Origin of the sequence: Pseudomonas borbori (genome assembly GCF_900115555.1) — a bacterium.
In the GTDB taxonomy this organism is placed as follows: Bacteria; Pseudomonadota; Gammaproteobacteria; order Pseudomonadales; family Pseudomonadaceae; genus Aquipseudomonas; species Aquipseudomonas borbori.
Window position 1 is genome coordinate 22,744 of the sequence record NZ_FOWX01000019.1, and the last position, 22,506, is coordinate 45,249.

A 22,506-nucleotide genomic window follows, 5' to 3' on the forward strand; every position below is an offset into this window, starting at 1 on the left:
GGCCTGAGGAGAGAAGTGCATGACGCAAGTCACGGTGAAAGAACTGGCCCAAGTGGTCGACACACCGGTAGAGCGCCTGCTGCAGCAGATGCGTGAGGCGGGTTTGCCGCACAGCAGTGCCGAGCAAGTTGTCACCGATAACGAGAAGCAGGCTTTGCTTGCCCATCTCAAAAGCAGCCACGGCGTGAAAGCCGAAGAGCCGCGCAAGATTACCTTGCAGCGCAAAACTACCAGCACTCTTCGTGTGGCGGGTAGCAAGACCATCAGTGTGGAAGTGCGCAAGAAGAAAACCTTCGTCAAGCGCAGTCCTGAAGAGATCGAGGCCGAGAAGCAGCGTGAGCTGGCTGAGCAGCGTGCGGTCGCCGAAGCGGCGCGGGTGAAGGCTGAAGAAGAAGCCAAGCGCCGCGCGGCTGAGCAAGTCCAGCCGCTGGTCGCGGTCAAGAGCGACGCGGTTGCGGTTGCGGTCGCGGCACCGGTCGAATTGCCGGTGGTCGCGGCTGTGGTTGAAGAGCGCAAGAAAGACGAGCCGCGCCGTCCCGACAAGCCGCGCAATGAAGATGCCGATCGCCGTGGTGAGCGCAAGACCACCCAGCATCGTCCTGCGGTCAAGGAAAAGGCGCCGGCCCCGCGTGTGGCGCCGCGCAGCATCGACGAAGAAAGCGACAGCCACCGTCGTGGTGGGCGTGGCAAGTCCAAACTGAAGAAGCGCAATCAGCACGGCTTCCAGAGTCCGACCGGTCCGGTCGTGCGTGATGTCGCCATCGGCGAAACCATCACCGTCGGTGAGTTGGCTCAGCAGATGTCGGTTAAAGCGGCGGAAGTGATCAAATTCATGTTCAAGATGGGCACCCCGGTGACCATCAACCAGGTGCTGGATCAGGAAACTGCCCAGTTAATCGCCGAAGAGCTGGGTCACAACGTCAAGCTGGTCAGCGACAACGCCCTGGAAGATCAGTTGGCCGAGTCGCTGAAGTTCGAAGGCGAGACCTTCGCCCGTGCGCCGGTGGTGACCGTAATGGGCCACGTCGACCACGGCAAGACTTCGCTGCTCGACTATATCCGTCGCGCCAAAGTGGCCGCGGGCGAAGCCGGTGGTATCACTCAGCACATCGGTGCCTACCACGTCGAAACCGATCGCGGCATGGTCACCTTCCTCGACACCCCGGGGCACGCGGCCTTTACCGCCATGCGTGCCCGTGGTGCCCAGGCGACCGATATCGTGATTCTGGTGGTGGCGGCGGACGACGGTGTGATGCCGCAGACCGTCGAAGCCGTTCAGCATGCCAAGGCCGCCGGGGTTCCGTTGGTCGTCGCAGTGAACAAGATCGACAAGCCGGGCGCCGATCTCGATCGCATCCGCAGCGAGCTTTCGGTTCACGGCGTTACATCCGAAGAGTGGGGCGGTGATACGCCGTTCGTTTCGGTCTCGGCGAAAGTCGGTACCGGCGTCGACGAGTTGCTCGAGGCCGTCTTGTTGCAAGCCGAAGTGCTCGAGCTGAAGGCCACTCCGTCCGCTCCTGGGCGTGGCGTCGTGGTCGAGTCGCGTCTCGACAAGGGCCGTGGCCCGGTTGCCACCGTTCTGGTTCAGGACGGTACGCTGCGCCAGGGCGATATGATCCTGGTCGGCTCCAACTACGGTCGTATCCGCGCCATGCTCGATGAAAATGGCAAGGCCATCAAGGAAGCCGGCCCGTCGATTCCGGTCGAGATCCTCGGCCTGGACGGTACCCCGGAAGCGGGTGACGAGATGAGCGTGCTGACCGACGAGAAGAAGGCCCGTGAAGTGGCGTTGTTCCGTCAAGGCAAGTTCCGCGAAGTCAAGCTGGCCCGTGCTCACGCCGGCAAGCTCGAGAACATCTTCGAGAACATGGGCCAGGAAGAGAAGAAGACGCTCAATATCGTCCTCAAATCCGACGTCCGTGGTTCGCTGGAAGCGCTGCAAGGTTCGCTTAGCGGCCTGGGTAACGACGAAGTGCAGGTGCGTGTGGTCGGTGGCGGCGTCGGTGGTATCACCGAATCCGATGCCAACCTGGCGCTGGCCTCCAACGCCGTGCTGTTCGGCTTCAACGTGCGTGCCGATGCCGGTGCGCGCAAGATCGTCGAGCAGGAAGGTCTGGATATGCGTTACTACAACGTGATCTACGACATCATCGAAGACGTCAAGAAGGCCCTGACCGGCATGCTCGGCAGCGATGTTCGCGAGAACATCCTGGGTATCGCCGAAGTGCGCGACGTGTTCCGTTCGCCGAAGTTTGGTGCGATCGCCGGCTGCATGGTGACCGAAGGTATCGTGCACCGTAACCGCCCAATCCGCGTATTGCGTGACGATGTGGTTATCTTCGAGGGCGAACTGGAGTCCCTGCGCCGCTTCAAGGACGACATGTCCGAGGTGCGTGCCGGCATGGAGTGCGGTATCGGCGTGAAGAGCTACAACGACGTCAAGGTCGGCGACAAGATCGAAGTGTTCGAGAAGGTCCAAGTGGCTCGTAGCCTGTAAGGCACGAGTTGCAACATGCAACGCCCGGCCCTGCTTTTGCTCGGCCGGGCGTTTGCCGCTTTTAGGTCCGACGCTTTTCAGAGTGTCGTGGCGAGTGGAAGGTAGTAGAAATGGCCAAAGAATATAGCCGTGCCCAGCGCATCGGCGACCAGATGCAGCGTGAACTGGCGCAATTGATCCGCATGGAAATCAAGGACCCGCGTCTTGGCGGCCTGGTGACCATCACCGCGGTGGAAGTCAGCCGCGACTCCAGTCATGCCAAGGTGTTCGTCACCGTAATGGGCGGCGAGCCTGAAGAGGGCGTCGATCGCGTGGCGCAGAGTATCAAGGTACTCAACGACGCCAGCGGTTTCCTGCGCATGCAGTTGGGCAAGGCGATGAAGCTGCGTAGCGTGCCCAATTTGCGCTTCCACTACGATGAAAGTGTGGTGCGTGGTGCGCAATTGTCGGCGTTGATCGAGCGGGCTGTCAGTGAAGACAATGCGCACGGCGATGAAAAAACCAGGGCCGAGGAGTAGGCGCGTGGCTCAGGTGAAACGTATTCGTCGTCCGGTCGACGGCATCATCCTGCTGGACAAACCGCGCGGCTTCAGTTCCAACGCGGCGTTGCAGAAAGTGCGCTGGTTGCTCAATGCCGAGAAGGCCGGGCATACCGGCAGTCTGGACCCCTTGGCCACTGGCGTGTTGCCGCTGTGCTTCGGCGAGGCGACCAAATTCTCCCAGTATCTGCTGGATGCCGACAAGGGCTATGAAACCCTGATGCAGCTGGGCGTCACCACCACCACCGCCGATGCCGAAGGCGAAGTCCTGGAGCGTCGGCCGGTGACCGTTGGTCGTGCCGATATCGAGGCCCTGTTGCCGCGTTTTCGCGGTGAAATCAGCCAGATACCGCCGATGTACTCGGCGCTCAAGCGCGATGGCCAGCCACTGTACAAGCTCGCCCGTGCCGGCGAAGTAGTGGAGCGCGAGCCGCGTTCTGTTACTATTGCGCGCTTGGAATTACTCAGCTGCGAGGCGGAGCAGGCGCGCCTGGCGGTCGATTGCACGAAAGGCACCTATATCCGCACCCTGGTCGAGGATATTGGCCAGTTGCTCGGTTGCGGCGCCCATGTTGCAGAGCTGCGGCGAACCAAGGCGGGTCCATTCGGGCTGGCGCAGACGGTTAGCCTGGAAGCGCTGGAACAGGCCCATGCCGAGGGTGGCCATGAAGCTGTCGATCAGTTTCTGCTGCCGGTGGACAGCGGCCTGCAGCACTGGCCGCTGTTGCAGTTCTCCGAACACAGTTCGTTCTACTGGCTGCAAGGGCAGCCGGTACGCGCACCGGAAGCGCCGAAGTTCGGCATGGTGCGGGTACAGGATCACAACGGTCGCTTCATCGGTATCGGTGAAGTGAGCGAAGACGGGCGCATTGCGCCGCGTCGCTTGATTCGGTCGGTATGACCGTGGCGTTGACGGAGGCTTCGGTTGCCATCAGCGTATCGAGGGTGGCTGTTAATAGGCACGGTCATTCCTCACTTGAAAACACGGGAAGCGATTCCCGGCCTATTGCAACTGTTTCGGCAGCTGCCTAACTGAGAGGATTGCCCACATGGCACTCAGCGTTGAAGAAAAAGCCCAGATCGTTAACGACTACAAGCAAGCTGAAGGCGACACCGGTAGCCCGGAAGTGCAAGTTGCACTGCTGTCCGCCAACATCAACAAGCTGCAAGGCCACTTCAAGGCCAACGGTAAGGACCACCACTCGCGTCGTGGCCTGATCCGTATGGTTAACCAGCGTCGCAAGTTGCTGGATTACCTGAAGGGCAAGGACACCAGTCGTTACAGCGCCCTGATCGGTCGCCTGGGTCTGCGTCGCTAAGCAATGCTTACGCGTAGCTGACTGCCGAAGCTGGAAGTGGGGTTTGCCCCTGCTTCCAGCTTTTGCTTTTCTGCTTTAGCTGTTTTGGACGACAGCGGGTCCGACTCCCGTAACCGCCCACACATTCTGCAAGACCCGTGTGCTCACATGCGTGAGCAACGGTTGCAAGAAACGCTTTCCCCAAGGGCAACAAAGAGAAGGAAAACACCGTGAACCCGGTAATCAAGAAGTTCCAGTTCGGTCAATCGACCGTTACCCTCGAGACGGGCCGTATCGCCCGTCAAGCCTCCGGCGCAGTGCTGGTCACCGTCGACGACGACGTCGCCGTGCTGGTCGCCGTAACCGGTGCTAAGACCGCCGACCCGAGCAAAGGCTTTTTCCCGCTGTCGGTGCACTACCAGGAAAAGACCTATGCCGCCGGCAAGATCCCTGGCGGTTTCTTCAAGCGTGAAGCGCGCCCGAGCGAGAAAGAGACCCTGACCTCGCGCCTGATCGACCGTCCGATCCGTCCGCTGTTTCCGGAAGGCTTCCAGAACGAAGTGCAGGTCATCTGCACCGTGGTTTCCACCAGCAAGAAGACCGACCCGGACATCGCTGCGATGATCGGTACCTCGGCTGCCCTGGCGATCTCCGGCATCCCGTTCAACGGCCCGATCGGCGCCGCGCGCGTGGCCTTCCACCCGGAAACCGGCTACCTGCTGAACCCGACTTACGAGCAGCTCAAGGCGTCGAGCCTGGACATGGTCGTAGCCGGCACCAAAGACGCCGTGCTGATGGTCGAATCGGAAGCCAAAGAGCTGACCGAAGACCAGATGCTGGGCGCCGTACTGTTCGCCCATGACGAATTCCAGGCCGTGATCCAGGCTGTCACCGAGCTGGCCACCGAAGCGGGCAAGCCGACCTGGGACTGGCAGGCCAAGCCCGAGAACACCGAGCTGCTGGCCGCCATCCGTGGCGAATTTGGCGAGGCGATCTCCCAGGCTTACACCATCACCGTCAAGCACGAGCGTTATGCCCGTCTCGGTGAGCTGCGCAATGAAATCGTTGCCAAGTTCGCCGGCGAAGAAGGTCAACCGTCCGCCGGCGAAGTCAAAGACGCTTTTGGCGAAATCGAATACCGCACCGTGCGCGAGAACATCGTTAACGGCAAGCCGCGTATCGATGGCCGCGACACCCGTACCGTGCGTGGCCTGAACATCGAAGTCGGGGTGCTGGCCAAGACCCACGGTTCGGCGCTGTTCACCCGTGGCGAAACCCAGGCCCTGGTGGTTGCTACCCTGGGCACCGCGCGTGACGCACAGCTGCTCGACACCCTCGAAGGCGAGCGCAAAGACCCCTTCATGCTGCACTACAACTTCCCGCCGTACTCGGTGGGTGAGTGTGGGCGCATGGGCGCTACCGGTCGCCGCGAAATCGGCCACGGTCGTCTGGCCCGTCGTTCCGTTGCCGCCATGCTGCCGAGCGCCGACGAGTTCCCGTACACCATTCGCGTGGTCTCGGAAATCACCGAGTCCAACGGTTCCAGCTCCATGGCTTCGGTCTGCGGTGCTTCCCTGGCGCTGATGGACGCCGGTGTGCCGATGAAGGCGCCGGTAGCCGGTATCGCCATGGGTCTGGTCAAGGAAGGCGAGAAGTTCGCCGTACTGACCGACATCCTCGGCGACGAAGATCACCTGGGCGACATGGACTTCAAGGTAGCCGGTACCGCCAAGGGCGTGACCGCGCTGCAGATGGACATCAAGATCCAGGGCATCACCGAAGAAATCATGGAAATCGCCCTGGGCCAAGCCCTGGAAGCGCGCCTGAATATCCTCGGCCAGATGAACCAGGTGATCGCCCAGTCGCGCAGCGAACTGTCGGCCAACGCACCGACCATGATCGCGATGAAGATCGACACCGACAAGATCCGCGACGTGATCGGCAAGGGTGGCGCGACCATCCGCGCCATCTGCGAGGAGACCAAGGCCTCGATCGACATCGAAGACGACGGCACCATCAAGATCTTCGGCGAAACCAAGGAAGCGGCCGAGGCGGCGCGTCAGCGCGTCTTGGGCATCACCGCCGAGGCCGAGATCGGCAAGATCTACGTCGGCAAGGTCGAGCGCATCGTCGACTTCGGCGCCTTCGTCAACATCCTGCCGGGCAAGGACGGTCTGGTGCACATCTCGATGCTCAGCGATCAGCGGGTCGAGAAGGTCACCGACATCCTGAAAGAAGGTCAGGAAGTGAAGGTACTGGTACTGGACGTGGACAACCGCGGCCGTATCAAGCTGTCAATCAAGGACGTGGCAGCAGCGGAAGCCTCGGGCGTTTAATCAGCCCAGCGCTTCACGCCTATAAAGAGAGGGTCCCTTGCGGGACCCTCTTTTTTTTCGAGTAGCTTTACGGCGCGATGGCATGTTGATGGCGGCGGATGACTTGGGCAACCAAGCCCCGCGGGTGTAATCAGTTGCCGCGTTTGCTGTCGATGTCGCGCAGCCGGTTACCTTCGAAACGCAGGAAATGGTACATGCCGTTGCGCGGGCCGTAGGTCCATTCCTCGATGGGCACTTCGTTGTAAAAGCCATAGCTGTCGAGTACTTCACGGTAGCCGAGGAAGTCGCGGCTGCGGGGTTCGCCGCATTTGCCGAGGACTTCGCTGGTGCTGTCGTCGGTGCTGATCAAGGCGCTGCCGCAGCGCAAGGTCGCGGCCTGGATATTGCCGGCCAATAGCGCGAGCAGGGTGGCGACAAGGATTTTCACAAGGCTTAACCGGTTGGCCGTTGAGGTGGCTCAGGCTACCGCGCGGGGCATGTGTTTGTCAGCGGCTGCGGCGCCTTTCTATGCGTGTCAGGCGGTTGCCTTCGAAGGTCAGGATGGTCAGCATGCCGTTGCTGGGCCCGTAGACCCATTCCTCGATCTTCAGCTCGCGTCGCTGGTAAGGCCCGAGGGTGTAACCGACCGGGTCGCGAAAAACCGGTTCGCCGCATTTCTGCTCCACCTCGAATGTGCGGTCACCGACGCTGACCAGTTGACTGCCGCAGCGCAGGGTTTCGCCCTGGGCTGCGCCGGCGCAAGCGAGGAGCAGGGTCAGACTGAGGTGTTTGAGGGGGGGCATTGGTCTGGCCTTATTCGCTATCGAGGTGCAACGCCGTGGCTACCCGGCCGTCCGCTTGCGCCTGGCCGAGGCCGACATCCAGCAGGTAGATGCGTTCGTCGGCCAGGCCGCCCTGCTCGACCAGATAATCCTTGATGCTGGCGGCGCGGGCCTGGGCCAGTTGGCGCTGCAGCAACTGGCTCTTGCCCCAGAGTTGCAAGAGGGCGGCGCGCAGATTGGCGGCGCGCTGCTCCTTGTCCAGTTCCTGCCACTCGGCGGGTGGCTGCTGTTTCAGGCGGGCGCGGTAGATGCCTTCGAGCAGCGGATCTTGCTCGTCTTGCGGGACCTCGAGCTGGCTGGCCTCGGCGGGCACCGTATCGCCGCGGCGCTGGAGGATCTTGTAGTAGGTGGTCTGGTACTCGCGCTGCAGGCGCTGTTCGGCCAGGAGTGGGCCGTCACTGCTCTGTGCGCTGATGCCTTCTACTTCAAGGCGCAACGCCGGGCGCTCCTTCAGGGCGCTGGCAAGCACGCCGAGGGCGGCCTGGGCGCGGCTGTCGAGTTGGCTACTGCCTGGGTCGAACTGTACGGTGCTGAGGTCCATGTCCGCACCGCCGCTGACCAGCCCGCCGATGAATTTGAACGGCGCCTGGGCCGCGCGCAGGATCAGGTTGCGCAGGGTTTGCCAGACAATCGGCATCACGCTGAATTCGGGGTTGTTGAGGTCGCCCTGCACCGGCAGGCTCAGGGCGATCTTGCCCTCGGTATCCTTGAGCAGGGCGACGGCCAGGCGAATCGGCAAGTCGACCGCGCTGGGGCTGTCGACTTTTTCACCGAGCTGCAGTTGTTCGACCACCACGCTGTTTTCGGCATTCAGTTTGCCCTGGCTGATGCGGTAATGCAGGTCCAGATTGAGCCGGCCCTTGCGGATGCGATAGCCGGCGAACTTGCCGGAGTAGGGCGTCAGGGTGGTCAGTTCGAGCTGTTTGAACTGGGTGATGATATCCAGGCTATCCAGCGGGTCGAAGGGGTTGAGGCTGCCCTTGATGCTGACCGGGGCGTAGCGGTCGACCTTGCCGGCGATGTCCACGCTGGCCGGTTTCTGTGCGCGGCTGTCGAGGCTGCCGATGCGGCCGTTGAGCTGCTGGATGGCCGTGGCGAAGTTGGGGGTCAGGCTGAAGTCGGCGAAATTGGCCGAGCCGTCGGCGAGGGTCACCTCGCCGATATGGATGCCCAGCGGCGGGCTGGCGGACTCCGGCGGGGTGGCCGGCTCGGCGGACGTCGGATCGCCGGGCCCCGGAGCGCCGGACCGAGCGATCAGCAGGTCGCTGACGTTGGTGGTCAGGTCTTCGTTGATGATGAAGCGCGCATAGGGCTGGTTCAGCCGCACCTTGTCGATGCTCAGGCGGTCGCCGTGGCGGTAGTTGAGGCCGAGCAGGTCGAGTTGCTGCCAGCGCACGAAGTCGCGTTCCTTGAGGGTGTCGAGGGTATGCAGCTGGTTGACCTGGGCCTTGCCTGTGACGCTGAACGCCAGTGGCTCGGTGGCGTCCAGGGCGACGTCCAGATCGCTGTCGAGCAGGCCGCTGCGCAGCTCGATGCGCACCAGGGGGCTGAGATAGGCCTGGGCCAGGCGCAGGTCGATTGCGCGGCTGGTGACTTTCAGGCTGGCCGTGGTCGGGTTCAGTTGCACTTGCCCCTCGGCCTGCAATGTCCCCTGTTGACCCAGACCGGTGTCGAGTCTGAGGGTGAAGGGCGAGGTACCCAGGCTGTCGAAATCTTGCAGGTCGAGGTCAAGGGGGCCCAGTTCGAGGGCGACATCCTGTTCCGGCACGCGGTCGGCCAGGTGCACCCGGTAGTCACGCAGTTGCACATCGCGTAGCAGTACTTGCCAGGGTTTGCCCGGCGCCGTCTCGCTCTGCTCCTTGTCCTCCTGCTGCGCGCCGCTGGCTGGCGAGGTGGCGAACAGCTTCTGCCAATCCAGTTGGCCATCGGCCTCACGGGCGGCCCAGGTTTCCAGGCTCTGGCTGCGGATCTTGCCGACCACCACCTGCTGCTTGAGCAGATCCAGGCTGGTGTCGCTGACTTCCAGGCTGGCCAGTTTCACCAGTGGCCGGCCGTCCGTTGCCTTGATGGCGAAGGGGGCGATCTTGATCCGGGTGTTGTTCAGCAGCAGTTGTGTGTCGCTGGTCAGGCTCAGGCTGTAGTCGGTGGCCAGGTCGATCACCCCCTCTTCCAGCTCCAGCGGCACGGCATCGCGTACATAGGGCCATATGGCTTTGAGTTTGCCATCGCTGAGTTTCAGGCTGCCGCTGGAGCCGATCGGCACCAGGCTGATCTGTCCGTTCCAGTCGATCCGTCCACCATGGGGGCCGGTGGCGACCAGGGTCATCTCGGCACTGTCGTCCGGCAGGGTGCTGAGATTGTGCAGTTCGAAGTTGAGGTCGTCGTAGACAAACTCGATGGGTTCGCTCGGGCGCAGATCCTCGAAACGCAGGTCGCCGCCGGCCAGTTTGATGTGATCGATGCGCAGCGGCAAAGGCTCACCGGCCGGTTCCCCGGCGACCGGCTCGGCGCTGGCCGGCAGCTTGAACAGCTGGGCCAGGTTAAGCGTACCGTCCTTGGCGAACAGCAACTGGGTCTGTGGCCTATCCAGCTCGACTGCGCTCAGGTGCAGAACGCTGCGCCACAGGCTGTCGAGTTGCAGGTTGGCATAGAGGTGCTCGAAGGCCACTTGTTCCTCGCCGGGCTCGCCGATGCGCAAGCCCCAGAGCTTGGCTTCCAGGCTGAAGGGGTTGAGTTGCAGGCGCTCCAGCGTGGCGGGCGCATTGCTGTACAGGGCGAGTTGCTGGTTGGCGATGCGCAGGCCGATGCCGGGCAGGATCAGAAACCCGAGCAGGCTGTAGAGGACAACGGCAATCAGCAGGGCGCCGGCGGCGCGCTTTATTCCTTTAAGCATAAAAACGTCATCTATCCCGACGAGAAGTGCTTTGGAGTATGGCACGCGCGCACAGTTCCAGACGACGGGCGTGGCGTGCTTCCTGCGCGGCTTTGGCTTGGCTTAGAACTGCAGGATCAGGGTTTTCAGCGGCGGCTGGCCGTCACGTGAAGGGAAGTCCGGCGCTGGTGCCAGCACCTGACACTCGCGTACCGGCCGCCCGAGCTTTTCCGCGCAGCGCAGCACCTGCGCGCGCCAGTCGCTCAGGGCGACCTTCGCCAGGTTGTTGCAGCAGATCAGCACGCCGTCGTCGGCGGTGGCGAGAATCGCCGGTTTGAGCAGGCTCTGGTAGTCGCGCAGCAGGTCGACGGTGCCGAAGGCGCTCTTGGCCCAGGCGGGCGGGTCGAGCACTACCCGATCGAACTGGCGCTGCTGCAGGCGTGGGTAATCGGGCAGCTTGTGCCCGCGCCGTGTGCTGATCGGCAGCCCGGCCAACTGGCGAATCGCCGGAAAATAGTCGGACTGGATGAACTGCATGGACGCCAGGCCGGGATTGAGTGCGGCGTTTTCGCGGCCGACCGCCAGGTTGCCTTCGGCAAAATCCAGGTTGATCACTTCGCTGGCGCCGCCGGCCGCCGCGCTGAGGCCGACGCCGCAGGTGTAGGCGAACAGGTTGAGCACGGATTTGCCGGCGCTGTGCGCCTTGATCCAGCCGCGGGCGTTGCGCAGGTCGAGAAACAGCAGCGGATCCTGTCCGGCATGACGACCGCGCACACGGTACTTGAGGCCCCATTCGTGGCCGACCAGGTCCGTCAGGGCCTCGGGCTCGGCCTGGTAGACCGGGTCACTGCGATCGATCCGCGAGTTGCCCTGGGAACGGTCGTTGTAGACCAGCAACAGCGGCGTATCGAGAGCCTGCTCGCATTGCCCGGCCAGTTGCAGCAGCTGGTCATGGCCGAGGCCCTGATGAAAGCTTTGCACCAATAGTTGTGGGCCATAGCGGTCGATGGTCAGACCGCCGGCGCCTTCCTGGCTGCCGTGGAACAGGCGGTAGCAGTCGGTGCCCTGTTGATGCAGTTCCGTCAGCAGGACTTGGCGGTTGTTCAGTGCGGCGCGCAGCGCCTGGTCGAGAGAAGGCATGCGCGGCGACTCGGAAAAGAGGGGCGCGCAGTTTACCAAGAAAAAGGTCGGAGCCGGCGGGTGCAACCCGTGGGGGTTGCACCCGCAGCGGCATTTATCCGCGCTCGATCGCCAGGGCCACGCCCTGACCGCCGCCGATGCACAGGGTAGCCAGGCCCTTGTGGGCGTCGCGCTTGATCATCTCGTGCAGCAGGGTCACCAGAATCCGGCAGCCGGAACCGCCAATCGGGTGGCCGATGGCGATGGCGCCACCATTGACGTTGACCTTGCTCGCATCCCACTGCAGTTCCTTGCCGACCGCCAGGGCCTGGGCGGCGAAGGCTTCGTTGGCCTCGATCAGGTCCAGTTGCTCCAGGCTCCAGCCGGCCTTGGCCAGGCAGCGCCGGGTGGCGCTGACCGGGCCGATGCCCATGATCGCCGGATCGACGCCGGCATTAGCGTAGCCGGCGATCCTGGCCAGCACCGGCAGGCCGAGGGCCTCGGCCTTGGCCGCGCTCATCAGCAATACCGCGGCGGCGCCGTCGTTGAGGCTGGAGGCGTTGCCGGCGGTGACGCTGCCGTCCTTCTTGAACGCCGGCTTGAGCTTGCCCAGGGCCTCGGTGCTGGTACCGGCACGCGGCTGCTCGTCGGTGGCGAAGGCCAGGGGCTCGCCCTTGCGCTGGGGAATCAGGATCGGGGTGATTTCATCCTTGAAACGACCGGCCTCGATGGCGGCGCAGGCTTTTTGCTGCGACGCAGCGGCGAAGGCATCCTGCTCCTCGCGGCTGATGGCGTACTTGTCCACCAGGTTCTCGGCGGTGATGCCCATGTGGTAGTCGTTGAAGGCGTCCCACAGGCCGTCCTGGATCATCGTATCGATGAGCTTGGCGTGGCCCATGCGCAGGCCGGTGCGGGCGCCGGGCATGACGTAGGGCGCCAGGCTCATGTTCTCCATGCCGCCGGCGATCACCACCTCGGCGTCGCCGCAGCGGATCGCCTGGGCGCCCAGATGCAGGGCCTTGAGGCCCGAGCCGCAGACCTTGTTCAGGGTCAGCGCCGGCACCGCGTGGGGCAGGCCGGCGCGGATCGCCGCCTGGCGCGCCGGGTTCTGCCCGGAGCCTGCGGTGAGCACCTGGCCGAGGATCACTTCGTCGACCTCGGCGCCGTTCAGGCCGGTCTGCTCCAGCAGGCGGCGGATCACCGCGGCGCCCAGTTCGGGGGCGGCGATGTTCGCCAGAGAACCCTGGAAGCTGCCGACGGCGGTGCGGGTGGCGGCGACGATGACGACTTCTTGCATGGTGGGCTTCCTCAAGAAAGTGGGGGCGGTGAGTTGCAGCGAGGGCGCTATGGTTGCACAGCAGCTTGGTTGTGGGCCAGCACGCGAACCGGCCGGTCACCTGCTAAAGGATGCTGCTTGGGGGCGGCATCAGGCGGGCGGCAGCGCCAGGCGTTTGCGCGCGCGGTGGATGGCACTGTTGCGCACCGCCCAGCGCAATACCGGCGCCAGGCTGTGCACGCCGCCATGAATCAAGCGGCTGCGCAGTGGCCCGATGGGCTGTTCGAGCATGCTCTGCGCCCAGTCCGGCAACAGGTCGATGCCGGCCTGGGTCAGCAGTTTGGCCACAGGCACGGCGAGTGCGCTGGGTGCCGGGGCATTGCGCAGAATCTGCAGAATCTCCCGGGAGCGCTGCTCGCAGCGTAATTGCGGGCGGATGGCGCTCAGGTAGGCGGCGATTTCGCTGCGCGAGCGCGGCACCTGGCTGGCGCCGAGGCGCTCGGCCACCAGGGCGATCTCGGCGTAGTAACGATCCTGATCGGCAGCGCTCAGCCGCGGATTACGGTAGCGCAGATGGGCCTGGAGAAAGCTGTGCACCTCGGCCACATGCACCCAGGTCAGCAGGGCCGGGTCGCTGGCCGCATAGGGACGGCCATCCGGCGCCGTGCCGGTCACCTGCAGGTGGATGCGTTTGACCTTGTCGATCAGCCAGTCGGCATCGGCGCGGGCGCCGAAGGTGGTGCCGGAGATGAACTGGCCGGTGCGCCGCAGGCGGCCGAGCAGGTCGTTGCGGAAGTTCGAGTGGTCCCAGACCCCGGCCAGGGCCAGCGGATGCAGTGCCTGCAGCAGCAGGGCGCTGATGCCGCCGATCAGCATGCTGGTGAAGTCGCCATGCACCTGCCAACTCACCGAATCGGGGCCGAACAGGCCGGGGTCGCCCTTGGGGTGTTCGAAGTCGATCTGGCCGAGGGCGATGCCGCTGAGGCTGAACACCTGGGTCTCGATGTGGCGGCGAAGAAATTCCATGAGGAACTACGGCTCGGGTGAGGGGAGAGTCTGTAGGAGCCAGCTTGCTGGCGATCAGGTGCGGATCGTCGGAATGCCGAACCACAGCAAGGACTGAGCGTCCCCCTGGCTCCTGCATGGGCACGGCGTTATTGGTTCAGGCGTTGGCTGACCAGGTTGTCGACTACCGTCGGGTCGGCCAGGGTCGAGGTGTCGCCGAGGCTGTCCAGTTCGTTGCAGGCGATCTTGCGCAGAATGCGCCGCATGATCTTGCCCGAGCGGGTCTTGGGCAGACCCGGCGCCCATTGGATCAGCTCCGGCTTGGCGAAGCTGCCAATCTCCTTGCCGACCAGGGCCAGCAGTTCCGTCTTCAGCTCGTCGCTGGGGTCCACCCCGTTCATCGGCGTGACGAAGGCGTAGATGCCCTGGCCCTTGAGGTCGTGCGGGTAACCGACCACCGCCGCCTCGGCGACCGCGTCGTGCAGCACCAGGGCGCTTTCCACCTCGGCGGTGCCGATGCGATGGCCGGAGACGTTGATCACGTCGTCGACCCGCCCGGTGATCCAGTAGTAGCCGTCCTCGTCGCGGCGCGCGCCGTCGCCGGTGAAGTAGTAGCCGGGATAGGGCTTGAAGTAGGTGTCGACCATGCGCTGATGGTCGCCGTAGATGCTGCGGATCTGGCTCGGCCAGCTGGCCTTGATCGCCAGCACGCCGCTGCCAGGGCCGTCGATTTCATGGCCCTGTTCGTCCAGCAGCACCGGCTGTACGCCGAAGAACGGCCGGGTCGCCGAGCCGGGCTTGAGGTCGGTGGCGCCGGGCAGCGGGGTGATCAGGATGGCGCCGGTCTCGGTCTGCCACCAGGTGTCGACGATCGGGCAGCGCATCTCGCCGACCACGTGGTAGTACCACTCCCAGGCTTCCGGGTTGATCGGCTCGCCCACCGAGCCGAGCAGGCGCAGGCTGCTGCGCGAGGTCTTCTCGACCGGGCCCGTGCCTTCGCGCATCAGCGCGCGGATGGCGGTCGGTGCGGTGTAGAAGATGTTCACCTGGTGCTTGTCGATCACCTGCCAGAAGCGCGAGGCGTCCGGGTAGTTGGGCACGCCTTCGAAGACCAGGCTGGTGGCGCCGTTGGCCAGCGGGCCGTAGACGATATAGCTGTGGCCGGTGACCCAGCCGACGTCGGCGGTGCACCAGTAGATATCGCCTTCGTGGTAGTCGAACACGTACTTGTGGGTCATGGCGGCCATCAGCAGGTAGCCGCCGGTGCTGTGCAGCACGCCCTTGGGCTTGCCGGTGCTGCCCGAGGTGTAGAGGATGAACAGTGGGGCTTCGGCGTCCATCGGCTCCGGCGGGCAATCGCTGGCGGCGCTTTGCAGCGCTTGGTGATACCAGATGTCGCGGCCGGGAACCCAGTCGACCTCGCCCTGGGTGCGCTCGACCACCACCACTGTGCTGACGTTCGGGCAGCTCTGTAGTGCCTTGTCGACGTTGGCCTTGAGCGGCACGTACTTGCCGCCGCGTACGCCTTCGTCGGCGGTGATCAGCGTGCGGCAATCGGCATCGAGGATGCGGTCGCGCAGGGCATCGGGGGAAAAACCGCCGAACACCACCGAATGCACCGCGCCGATGCGCGCGCAGGCGAGCATGGCGTAGGTCGCCTCCGGGATCATCGGCATATAGATGCACACCCTGTCGCCTTTCTTCACGCCACGGCTTTTCAGCACGTTGGCCAGGCGGCAGACATGGCTGTGCAGTTTGTTGTAGGTAATGTGGGCGGATTCGCTGGGATTGTCGCCTTCCCAGATCAGGGCGACTTGCTCGCCGCGTTGCGCCAGATGGCGGTCGATGCAGTTGTAGCTGACATTCAGGCGAGCGCCCTTGAACCAACTGACCTGGCCCTTTTTCAGATCGCCGCTGTAGACCTTGTCCCAGGGCTTCGACCAGTCGAGAAAGGCCTTGGCCTGCTCGGCCCAGAAGCTTTCCGGCTGTTCGACGGATTGCCGATACAGGCGCTGGTAGTCGGCGTCGTTGAGGTGCGCGCGCTGACGCATGGCCTCGGTGACGGGGTGGCGGGTGATCTCGAACATGCCGGGTCCCTATTCTTGTGTGCCGCGATAGGCATAAGGGTAGCACTCGCGCCAACGCCGGGGTCAGTGTTGGCGGGTCAATCCCACGCCTAGCAGGCTGTTGAAAAACTACCTACGTTGCCGATACGGCGTTAAAAACGGCCTCAAAATGCTCATTTACAACACGTAAACTGCGCTTTTTCGGCCGTTTTTGCCTTGTCTCGGCTGCCTCGCCTACGTTTTTCAACGGCCTGCTAGGGCCTGCGCTGTTGTGGCCGCCGGTTGGCAGAAACCCAGTCGCATAGAGCCGCAACCCGGCCAGGGCCGGGTTGCGGGCGAGCGATGCTTCAGCCGCGATGGCGGCCGCGGAAGAACTCGACCAGGCCCTGGGTCGATCCGTCTTCGGCAGCGCTGGTTTCATCGCCGACCATGCGCGAATAGACGCTCTTGCCCAGTTCCTTGCCCAGCTCGACCCCCCACTGATCGAAGGCGTTGATGCCCCAGATCGCGCTCTGGGCGAACACCTTGTGCTCATACATCGCCACCAGGGCGCCGAGGCGGCGCGGGCTGATGCGTTCGAGTACCAGGGTGTTGCTCGGCCGGTTGCCGGGGATCACCTTGTGTGGCGCCAGGCGCTGCACCTCGGCCTCGTCCAGGCCCTGAGCGTGCAGTTCGGCCTCGGCCTCTTCGCGGGTCTTGCCGAGCATCAGCGCCTGGCTCTGCGACAGGCAGTTGGCGTACAGCCACTGGTGGTGGTCGGCCACCGGGTTGTAGCTGACCACCGGGACGATGAAGTCCGCCGGAATCAACTGGGTGCCTTGGTGCAGCAGTTGGTGATAGGCATGTTGGCCGTTGCAGCCGACCCCGCCCCAGATTACCGGCCCGGTGGCGCACTGTACCGGCCTGCCGTCCTGCAGCACGCTCTTGCCGTTGGATTCCATGTCCAGTTGCTGCAGGTGCTTGGTGATGTTGCGCAGGTAATGGTCGTACGGCAGGATCGCCTGGCTCTGCGCGCCCCAGAAGTTGCCGTACCAGATGCCCAGCAGGGCCAGCAGAACCGGCATGTTTTGTTCGAAGGGGGCGCTCTGGAAGTGCTCGTCCATGCTGTAGGCGCCGGACAGCAGCTCCTTGAAATTGGACATGCCGATCGACATGGCGATCGGCAGGCCGATGGCCGACCACAGCGAATAGCGCCCGCCGACCCAGTCCCACATCGGGAAAATGTTCTCTTCGTGGATGCCGAAAGCCACTGCCGCCCGGGTGTTGCTCGATACTGCAATGAAGTGCCGATACAGCTCGGCCTCGGAACCACCCTGGGCCAGGTACCAGCTACGCGCGGCCTGAGCGTTCTTCAGGGTCTCCAGGGTGCTGAAGGATTTCGACGAGACGATGAACAGGGTGGTTTCGGCGCGCAGCTTGGCGGCCAGTTCGTGGAACGAGCTGCCATCGATATTGGCCAGGTAATGGCAGCGCACGCCACGCTGGGCGAACGGCAGCAGGGCTTCGGAGACCAGTTGCGGGCCGAGGAAGGAGCCGCCGATGCCGATATTCACCACGTCGGTGATCGGCTTCTCGCTGTAGCCGCGCCACAGGCCGTCGTGCACCCGCCCGACCAGTTCGGTCATCTGGTGCAGCACCCGCTGCACCTCGGGCATCACGTCGACGCCATCGACCAGCACCTTGTCGCCGATCGGCCGGCGCAGCGCGGTGTGCAGGGCCGGGCGGGCCTCGGAGGCATTGATCGGCTCGCCGTCGAACTGCGCCCGAATGGCCTGCTCCAGTCCGCATTCCTTGGCCAGGCTGACCAGCAGGTCGCGGGTTTCCAGGGTGATCAGGTTTTTCGAGTAGTCGAGAAACAGACCGCAGCTACTCAACGAAAGGTGCTCGAAACGCTGCGCGTCCATGTTGAACGCCTCGCGCATGCTGAAGCTCTGCAGGCTGGCGCGGTGTTCCTGGAGGGCCTGCCAGGTGGGCAGGGCGGTGACATCGAGGGGGTGTTGGTAGTACGCCATGTGGGGTGGCTTCCTTGTGCTTGAGCGATCTTTGCTGAATCGACGCCGGGATAACGAAGGGGCACTCTAGCTGTTGGTTGTTGCCATGGCTGAATAGTCCGAAGACGTCGTCTGCAGGCGCTTCAGCCGATGCAACAGGTAACCGGGTCATGGCCAAGCAGCAGCCCGCAGCCCGGCAAGAATGAGGCTCAGTGTAACTGGCGTGAGCCTGGGTTAGGCAAGCGCATTAACGGTGCGGTACCGCCGGTTGGCCAGCCTGCATGCCGACGCACGCGTCGATCAAGCCGTGGCGTCGAGGTCGAGGGTCAGGTTGTCGATCAGGCGGGTGCTGCCGAGAAAAGCCGCGGTCAGAATCACCAGCTGGCGATCGCTGGCAGTTGCCGGACGCAAGCTGTTCGCCTCGCGAATTTCCAGGTAGTCCGGGCGCAAGCCGGCGGTCAATTGTTGCTGGCGAGCCGCCTCGACCAGCTTGGCGAAGTCGCGCTCACCGCCGCCAAGTGCAGTGGCGACCTGTTGCAGGCTGCGGTACAGGGTGGGTGCGGCGGCGCGTTGTTCGGCGTTCAGGTAGCCGTTGCGCGAGGATAATGCCAGGCCATCGTCGGCGCGGATGGTCGGCTCGCCGAAAATCTGCACCGGCATGTTCAGGTCGTGCACCAGGGTGCGAATCACCGCCAGTTGCTGGAAGTCCTTCTGGCCGAATACGGCGAGGTCGGGTTGCACCAGGTTGAACAGCTTGGTCACCACGGTGGCGACGCCGTCGAAATGGCCGGGCCGACTGGCGCCGCACAGGCCTTCGGAGACCCCTTGCACGCTGACCCGGGTCTGGCCGGCCATGCCGCCGGGGTACATCTCGTCCACCTCCGGATGGAACAGCAGGTGACAGCCGGCATCGAGGAGTTTCTCCTGGTCGGCGGCCAGGGTGCGCGGGTAGCTGCCCAGGTCTTCGCCGGGGCCGAACTGCAACGGGTTGACGAAGATGCTGGCGACCACGAAATCGGCGCGCTGGGCGGCTTTCTCGACCAGGGCAATATGTCCGGCGTGCAGGTTGCCCATGGTCGGGACGAAGCCGATCTGCTTGCCCTCGGCGCGGGCCAGGGCGACGGCTGCGCGCAGTTCGCGGATGGTTTTAACCGTGTTCATGCGGAGAATCCGTGTTCGGTTGCAGGAAAACTGCCGTCTTTGACTGCCTTGACATAGGCGCTGAGCGCGTTCTGGATGCTGCTTTGGCCGGCCATGAAGTTCTTCACGAACTTGGCCGTGCGACCGCTCAGGGACAGGCCGAGCATGTCGTGCATGACCAGCACCTGGCCATCGGTGGCGCCGCCGGCGCCTATGCCGATTACCGGGATCTTCACCGCCTGGCTGATTTCTGCGGCCAGTTCGCTGGGCACACACTCGAGCAGCAGCATGGCCGCGCCGGCTTGTTCCAGGGCCATGGCGTCGGCGCGCATCTGCCGCGCCTGGGCTTCCTGACGGCCCTGGACCTTGTAGCCGCCGAGGATATTCACCGCTTGCGGGGTCAGGCCCAGGTGCGCGCAGACCGGTACGCCGCGCTCGGCCAGCAGACGGATCGGTTCGGCCAGCCAGGCCGCGCCCTCGAGTTTGACCATGTGCGCGCCGGCTTGCATCAGCGTCGCGCAGTTGTGCAGCGTCTGCTCGCTGGTGGCGTAGGCCATGAAGGGCAGGTCGACGAGGATCAGGGCGCCCTGGTTGCCGCGTTTCACGCACGCGGTGTGGTAGGCCATGTCGGCGACACTGACCGGCAAGGTGCTGTCGTGACCTTGCAACACCATGCCCAGGGAGTCGCCGACCAACAGCACCTCGACCCCGGCCTGGCAGGCAGCCTGGGCGAAGGTGGCGTCGTAGCAGGTCAGCATGGCGATTTTCTCGCCGCTCTGCTTGAGGCTTTGCAGGGTGGTCAGGGTAACGTCAGGCATAACAATCGTCCTCACTCAGGCGTTCGGCGAGCAGTCAATCGCTGCTTCAAAGTGGCCTGCATTGGCCTCGGTGGCACCGGTGCGGGGCAACGGGACGCCTATAGTCCTGATGGGGCGACGCGAAGTCAATTACAGGTGTTACCGATCTGTTACTGGCGTTACCGTCTGTGTGCTCGCGTAGAGTTGGGGCTGGAGTGCTGGTGTGGGTCGCAGGTTGGGTTAGCGGCGGCTGAACTCCAGAGCTAGTCACGGATTCGAGGCGCCGCGTAACCCAACAGGGCGTCAGCAGGTACGCCGTAATGATGGGTTACGCCGCGCAGAAAATGCGGTCTTGCCGGGCATCGCCTGGGCGGCTAACCCATCCTACGGACCGTCAGACAGACGTTCTAAGCCTGCGAAGGGGCAGGCGGCGAGCAGGTCCTGCAAGGCGCGGCCGTCGGGCAGACGCAGCTCGGGGGCCAGCTCGGCCAGCGGGTAGAGCACGAAGGCCCGGGCGTGCATGTGGTAATGCGGCACGTGCAGGCGTGGCGCGTTCAGTATCAGGTCGCCGAATAGCAGGATATCCAGATCGAGGGTGCGTGGCCCCCAGCGTTCGGCTTTGCGCTCACGGCCCTGGTTCAGCTCGATGGCTTGCAGGGCATCGAGCAGTTGCAGAGGTTCCAGCGCGGTATCCAGCGCCGCCACGGCGTTGACATAGCGCGGCTGATCGGCCGGGCCGAGCGGGTCGCTGGCATAGAAGGAGGAGGTGCCGGCTAGCTGCGAGCGCGGCAGCGCGGCCAGCGCCTTGAGGGCGCCGCGCAGTTGCGCGAGCGGCTCGGCAAGGTTGCTGCCGAGACCGAGATACACGCGCTGCATTATTCGCCGGCAGCAGGCTTGGGCGCACCGCTGGCGCCGGGCGCGCGTTTGCGCTTGCTGCCGCTGCGCCGCCGCTTGCGCGGTGCAGCGCTGTCGTCCTGGCTGCTGAGGTCGCGAATCATGCCGCGCCTTTCACTGTCGCTGGCGTCCTGGTAGTCCGTCCACCAGTCGCCGAGGCCGCCAGTCTCCTCGCCGGCGCTCTCGCGCAGCAGGAGGAAGTCGTAACCGGCGCGAAACCGCGGGTTTTCCAGGAGCAGGTCGGAGCGCTTGCCACTGCGCCGCGGCAGGCGTTCCTGCATATCCCAGATCTCGCGGATCGGCAGGGTGAAACGCTTGGGTACGGCGATCAACTGGCACTGTTCGCTGATCAGCTGCTGGGCCGCTTCCTGCATCGCGGGGATCGCCGGCAGGCCACGCTCCTGCAGCTTGATGACGCGTGCCGGCAGCGCCGGCCAGAGCAGGGCGGCGAAGAGGAACGCGGGCGTCACCGTCTTGCCCTGCTGGATGCGCAGGTCGGTGTTGGCCAGGGCGTTGCGGATCAGGCAGTCGGTGTAGTCCGGGTTGTGCTTGAGCGCCGCGGCGCTGGCGGGAAACAGTTGCCCGAACAGGCCGTAATCGACCAGCAGTTCATAGGTGTAGACCGCGTAACCGGCAAGGAACAGCTTGAGCACTTCGTCGAACAGGCGTGCGGAAGGGATATCGCGCAGCATCGGGGCCAGTTTGTAGATAGGCGCGGCGCTGTGTTTCTCGATATCGAAGTCCAGCTTGGCGGCGAAGCGCACGGCCCGCAGCATGCGCACCGGGTCTTCCTGATAGCGCTGGGTCGGGTCGCCGATCAGGCGGATCAGGTGGTTGCGGATGTCGTGCACGCCATTGGCGTAATCGAGAATGCGTTCGGTGGCCGGATCGTAGTACAGGGCATTGATCGTGAAGTCGCGGCGCTGGGCGTCGTTCTCCAGGCTGCCGTAGACGTTGTCGCGCAGGATGCGTCCGCTCTCGTTGCGCGAAGACAGGTTGCTGTTCTCTTCCTCGTCGCCCTCGGGGTGGTTGGCGCGGAAGGTGGCGACTTCGATGATTTCCCGACCGAAGTGCACATGCACCAGCTTGAACCGCCGGCCGATCACCCGGGCATTGCGGAATTCGGCGCGGACCTGCTCGGGGGTGGCGCTGGTGGCCACGTCGAAATCCTTGGGGTCGATGTCGAGCAGCAGGTCGCGCACGCAGCCGCCGACCAGGTAGGCCTGGTAGCCGGCATGTTGCAGGCGCTCGACCACGCTGATGGCGTAGCGGCTGATTTCCCCGCGGTTGATCGGGTGCTGGCTACTGTTCAGCACTTCGGGGGTGCTGTGCGGATGTTTGCCGCGGCGCAGCGGGGAACGGAAAGACTTGAACAGCTTTTTCAGCATGGGATGCACTGTTTGACGAAATGACAGGCCAGGATAAACGCTGGCCACTGGAATGGCGCGGATTCTAGCATTGAGTCGGGAGATGGTGTAGGAAGCAGCGGAAGAGAGGTATTTCGCGGAAGCTACTGGGGGAGCCGAAGCTCCCCCCCAAGTAGGTGCGTGCTTTGTTTTTATTGTTATGGCGGGCTTGTTGTTTTTGTTGAGTTGCCCGTTCCATCGAGTCAAGGACCCTCTGAAAGCCTCCCAAGCCAGGAGTTAATAGCAAACGGATTGTTTTGAATGCTGACGCTGCCATGATCAGTGCGTGACCCAACCAGTACGGGAGCTGCTTCGAGGCAGTTTTGTTGTTCTCTGTCTGGTTGTGGGGCAAGCCCCAAAGGCAATTCCTTTCCAAAAGAATCAGTTAGCTGCGCCTCCGCGGTGTTGTTTTTGTTGTGCTGGAGTCGATACGTCTTGTTTTTATTGTC

At 63.9% G+C, this 22,506-nt stretch carries 17 protein-coding genes; 5 read left to right on the forward strand and 12 right to left on the reverse strand.

Features of this window, described 5'->3' with window-relative positions; all coding sequences use genetic code 11:
- The first annotated feature begins 19 nt into the window (after nucleotides 1–19).
- The 5 genes from infB to pnp all read left to right on the forward strand — a co-directional run bounded on the left by infB (nucleotide 20) and on the right by pnp (nucleotide 6,670).
- Nucleotides 20–2,497 (forward strand): translation initiation factor IF-2, encoded by a 2,478-nt coding sequence (gene infB, locus BM315_RS14785; RefSeq protein ID WP_090502300.1) that lies wholly within the window; start codon nucleotides 20–22, stop codon nucleotides 2,495–2,497.
- Nucleotides 2,498–2,607: 110 nt separating this feature from the next.
- Nucleotides 2,608–3,015 (forward strand): 30S ribosome-binding factor RbfA, encoded by a 408-nt coding sequence (gene rbfA / locus BM315_RS14790; RefSeq protein ID WP_090502302.1) that lies wholly within the window; start codon nucleotides 2,608–2,610, stop codon nucleotides 3,013–3,015.
- Nucleotides 3,016–3,019: 4 nt separating this feature from the next.
- Nucleotides 3,020–3,937: a tRNA pseudouridine(55) synthase TruB gene (truB, locus tag BM315_RS14795; protein ID WP_090502304.1), complete on the forward strand. Its 918-nt coding sequence runs from the start codon at nucleotides 3,020–3,022 to the stop codon at nucleotides 3,935–3,937.
- Nucleotides 3,938–4,085: 148 nt separating this feature from the next.
- Entirely contained in the window at nucleotides 4,086–4,355 is a 270-nt protein-coding gene (gene rpsO / locus BM315_RS14800) for a 30S ribosomal protein S15 (protein ID WP_042554902.1), read from the forward strand.
- A gap of 209 nt (nucleotides 4,356–4,564) precedes the next feature.
- Nucleotides 4,565–6,670: a polyribonucleotide nucleotidyltransferase gene (gene pnp, locus BM315_RS14805; protein ID WP_090502306.1), complete on the forward strand. Its 2,106-nt coding sequence runs from the start codon at nucleotides 4,565–4,567 to the stop codon at nucleotides 6,668–6,670.
- 130 nt (nucleotides 6,671–6,800) lie between these two features.
- Here the strand turns inward: pnp and BM315_RS14810 are convergent, their stop codons facing one another.
- The 12 genes from BM315_RS14810 to BM315_RS14865 form a co-directional block, all read right to left on the reverse strand.
- Complete coding sequence (locus tag BM315_RS14810) at nucleotides 6,801–7,097, reverse strand: DUF2845 domain-containing protein (protein WP_170862226.1); 297 nt, start codon at nucleotides 7,095–7,097, stop codon at nucleotides 6,801–6,803.
- A 58-nt stretch (nucleotides 7,098–7,155) separates the two neighbouring features.
- Nucleotides 7,156–7,452 carry a DUF2845 domain-containing protein gene (locus tag BM315_RS14815; protein WP_090502308.1) on the reverse strand — a complete coding sequence of 99 codons (297 nt, stop codon included), beginning with the start codon at nucleotides 7,450–7,452 and terminating at the stop codon, nucleotides 7,156–7,158.
- 10 nt (nucleotides 7,453–7,462) lie between these two features.
- Nucleotides 7,463–10,384 (reverse strand): DUF748 domain-containing protein, encoded by a 2,922-nt coding sequence (locus tag BM315_RS14820; protein WP_090502310.1) that lies wholly within the window; start codon nucleotides 10,382–10,384, stop codon nucleotides 7,463–7,465.
- Between the two features lie 102 nt (nucleotides 10,385–10,486).
- Nucleotides 10,487–11,503, reverse strand: a complete 1,017-nt coding sequence (locus BM315_RS14825; protein WP_090502312.1) for a class I SAM-dependent rRNA methyltransferase — start codon at nucleotides 11,501–11,503, stop codon at nucleotides 10,487–10,489.
- A 94-nt stretch (nucleotides 11,504–11,597) separates the two neighbouring features.
- On the reverse strand, nucleotides 11,598–12,779 hold the full coding sequence (locus BM315_RS14830; protein WP_090502314.1) for an acetyl-CoA C-acetyltransferase: 1,182 nt from the start codon (nucleotides 12,777–12,779) through the stop codon (nucleotides 11,598–11,600).
- A 129-nt stretch (nucleotides 12,780–12,908) separates the two neighbouring features.
- Complete coding sequence (locus BM315_RS14835) at nucleotides 12,909–13,784, reverse strand: oxygenase MpaB family protein (RefSeq protein WP_090502316.1); 876 nt, start codon at nucleotides 13,782–13,784, stop codon at nucleotides 12,909–12,911.
- A 128-nt stretch (nucleotides 13,785–13,912) separates the two neighbouring features.
- On the reverse strand, nucleotides 13,913–15,850 hold the full coding sequence (gene acs / locus BM315_RS14840; protein ID WP_090502318.1) for an acetate--CoA ligase: 1,938 nt from the start codon (nucleotides 15,848–15,850) through the stop codon (nucleotides 13,913–13,915).
- Between the two features lie 326 nt (nucleotides 15,851–16,176).
- Entirely contained in the window at nucleotides 16,177–17,841 is a 1,665-nt protein-coding gene (gene pgi, locus BM315_RS14845; RefSeq protein ID WP_090502320.1) for a glucose-6-phosphate isomerase, read from the reverse strand.
- A gap of 279 nt (nucleotides 17,842–18,120) precedes the next feature.
- The gene (gene panC / locus BM315_RS14850; protein WP_090502322.1) at nucleotides 18,121–18,981 is read right to left on the reverse strand and encodes a pantoate--beta-alanine ligase; all 861 of its coding nucleotides are present in this window, start codon (nucleotides 18,979–18,981) and stop codon (nucleotides 18,121–18,123) included.
- Nucleotides 18,978–19,778: a 3-methyl-2-oxobutanoate hydroxymethyltransferase gene (gene panB / locus BM315_RS14855; protein ID WP_090502324.1), complete on the reverse strand. Its 801-nt coding sequence runs from the start codon at nucleotides 19,776–19,778 to the stop codon at nucleotides 18,978–18,980. Before panB ends, panC begins: the two co-directional genes overlap by 4 nt.
- Before the next feature lie 363 nt (nucleotides 19,779–20,141).
- Nucleotides 20,142–20,633 carry a 2-amino-4-hydroxy-6-hydroxymethyldihydropteridine diphosphokinase gene (gene folK / locus BM315_RS14860; protein ID WP_090502326.1) on the reverse strand — a complete coding sequence of 164 codons (492 nt, stop codon included), beginning with the start codon at nucleotides 20,631–20,633 and terminating at the stop codon, nucleotides 20,142–20,144.
- Nucleotides 20,633–22,039, reverse strand: coding sequence for a polynucleotide adenylyltransferase PcnB (locus tag BM315_RS14865; RefSeq protein WP_090502328.1), 1,407 nt, complete (start codon nucleotides 22,037–22,039; stop codon nucleotides 20,633–20,635). The genes folK and BM315_RS14865 overlap by 1 nt, the downstream gene beginning before the upstream one ends.
- Between the last annotated feature and the right edge of the window lie 467 nt (nucleotides 22,040–22,506).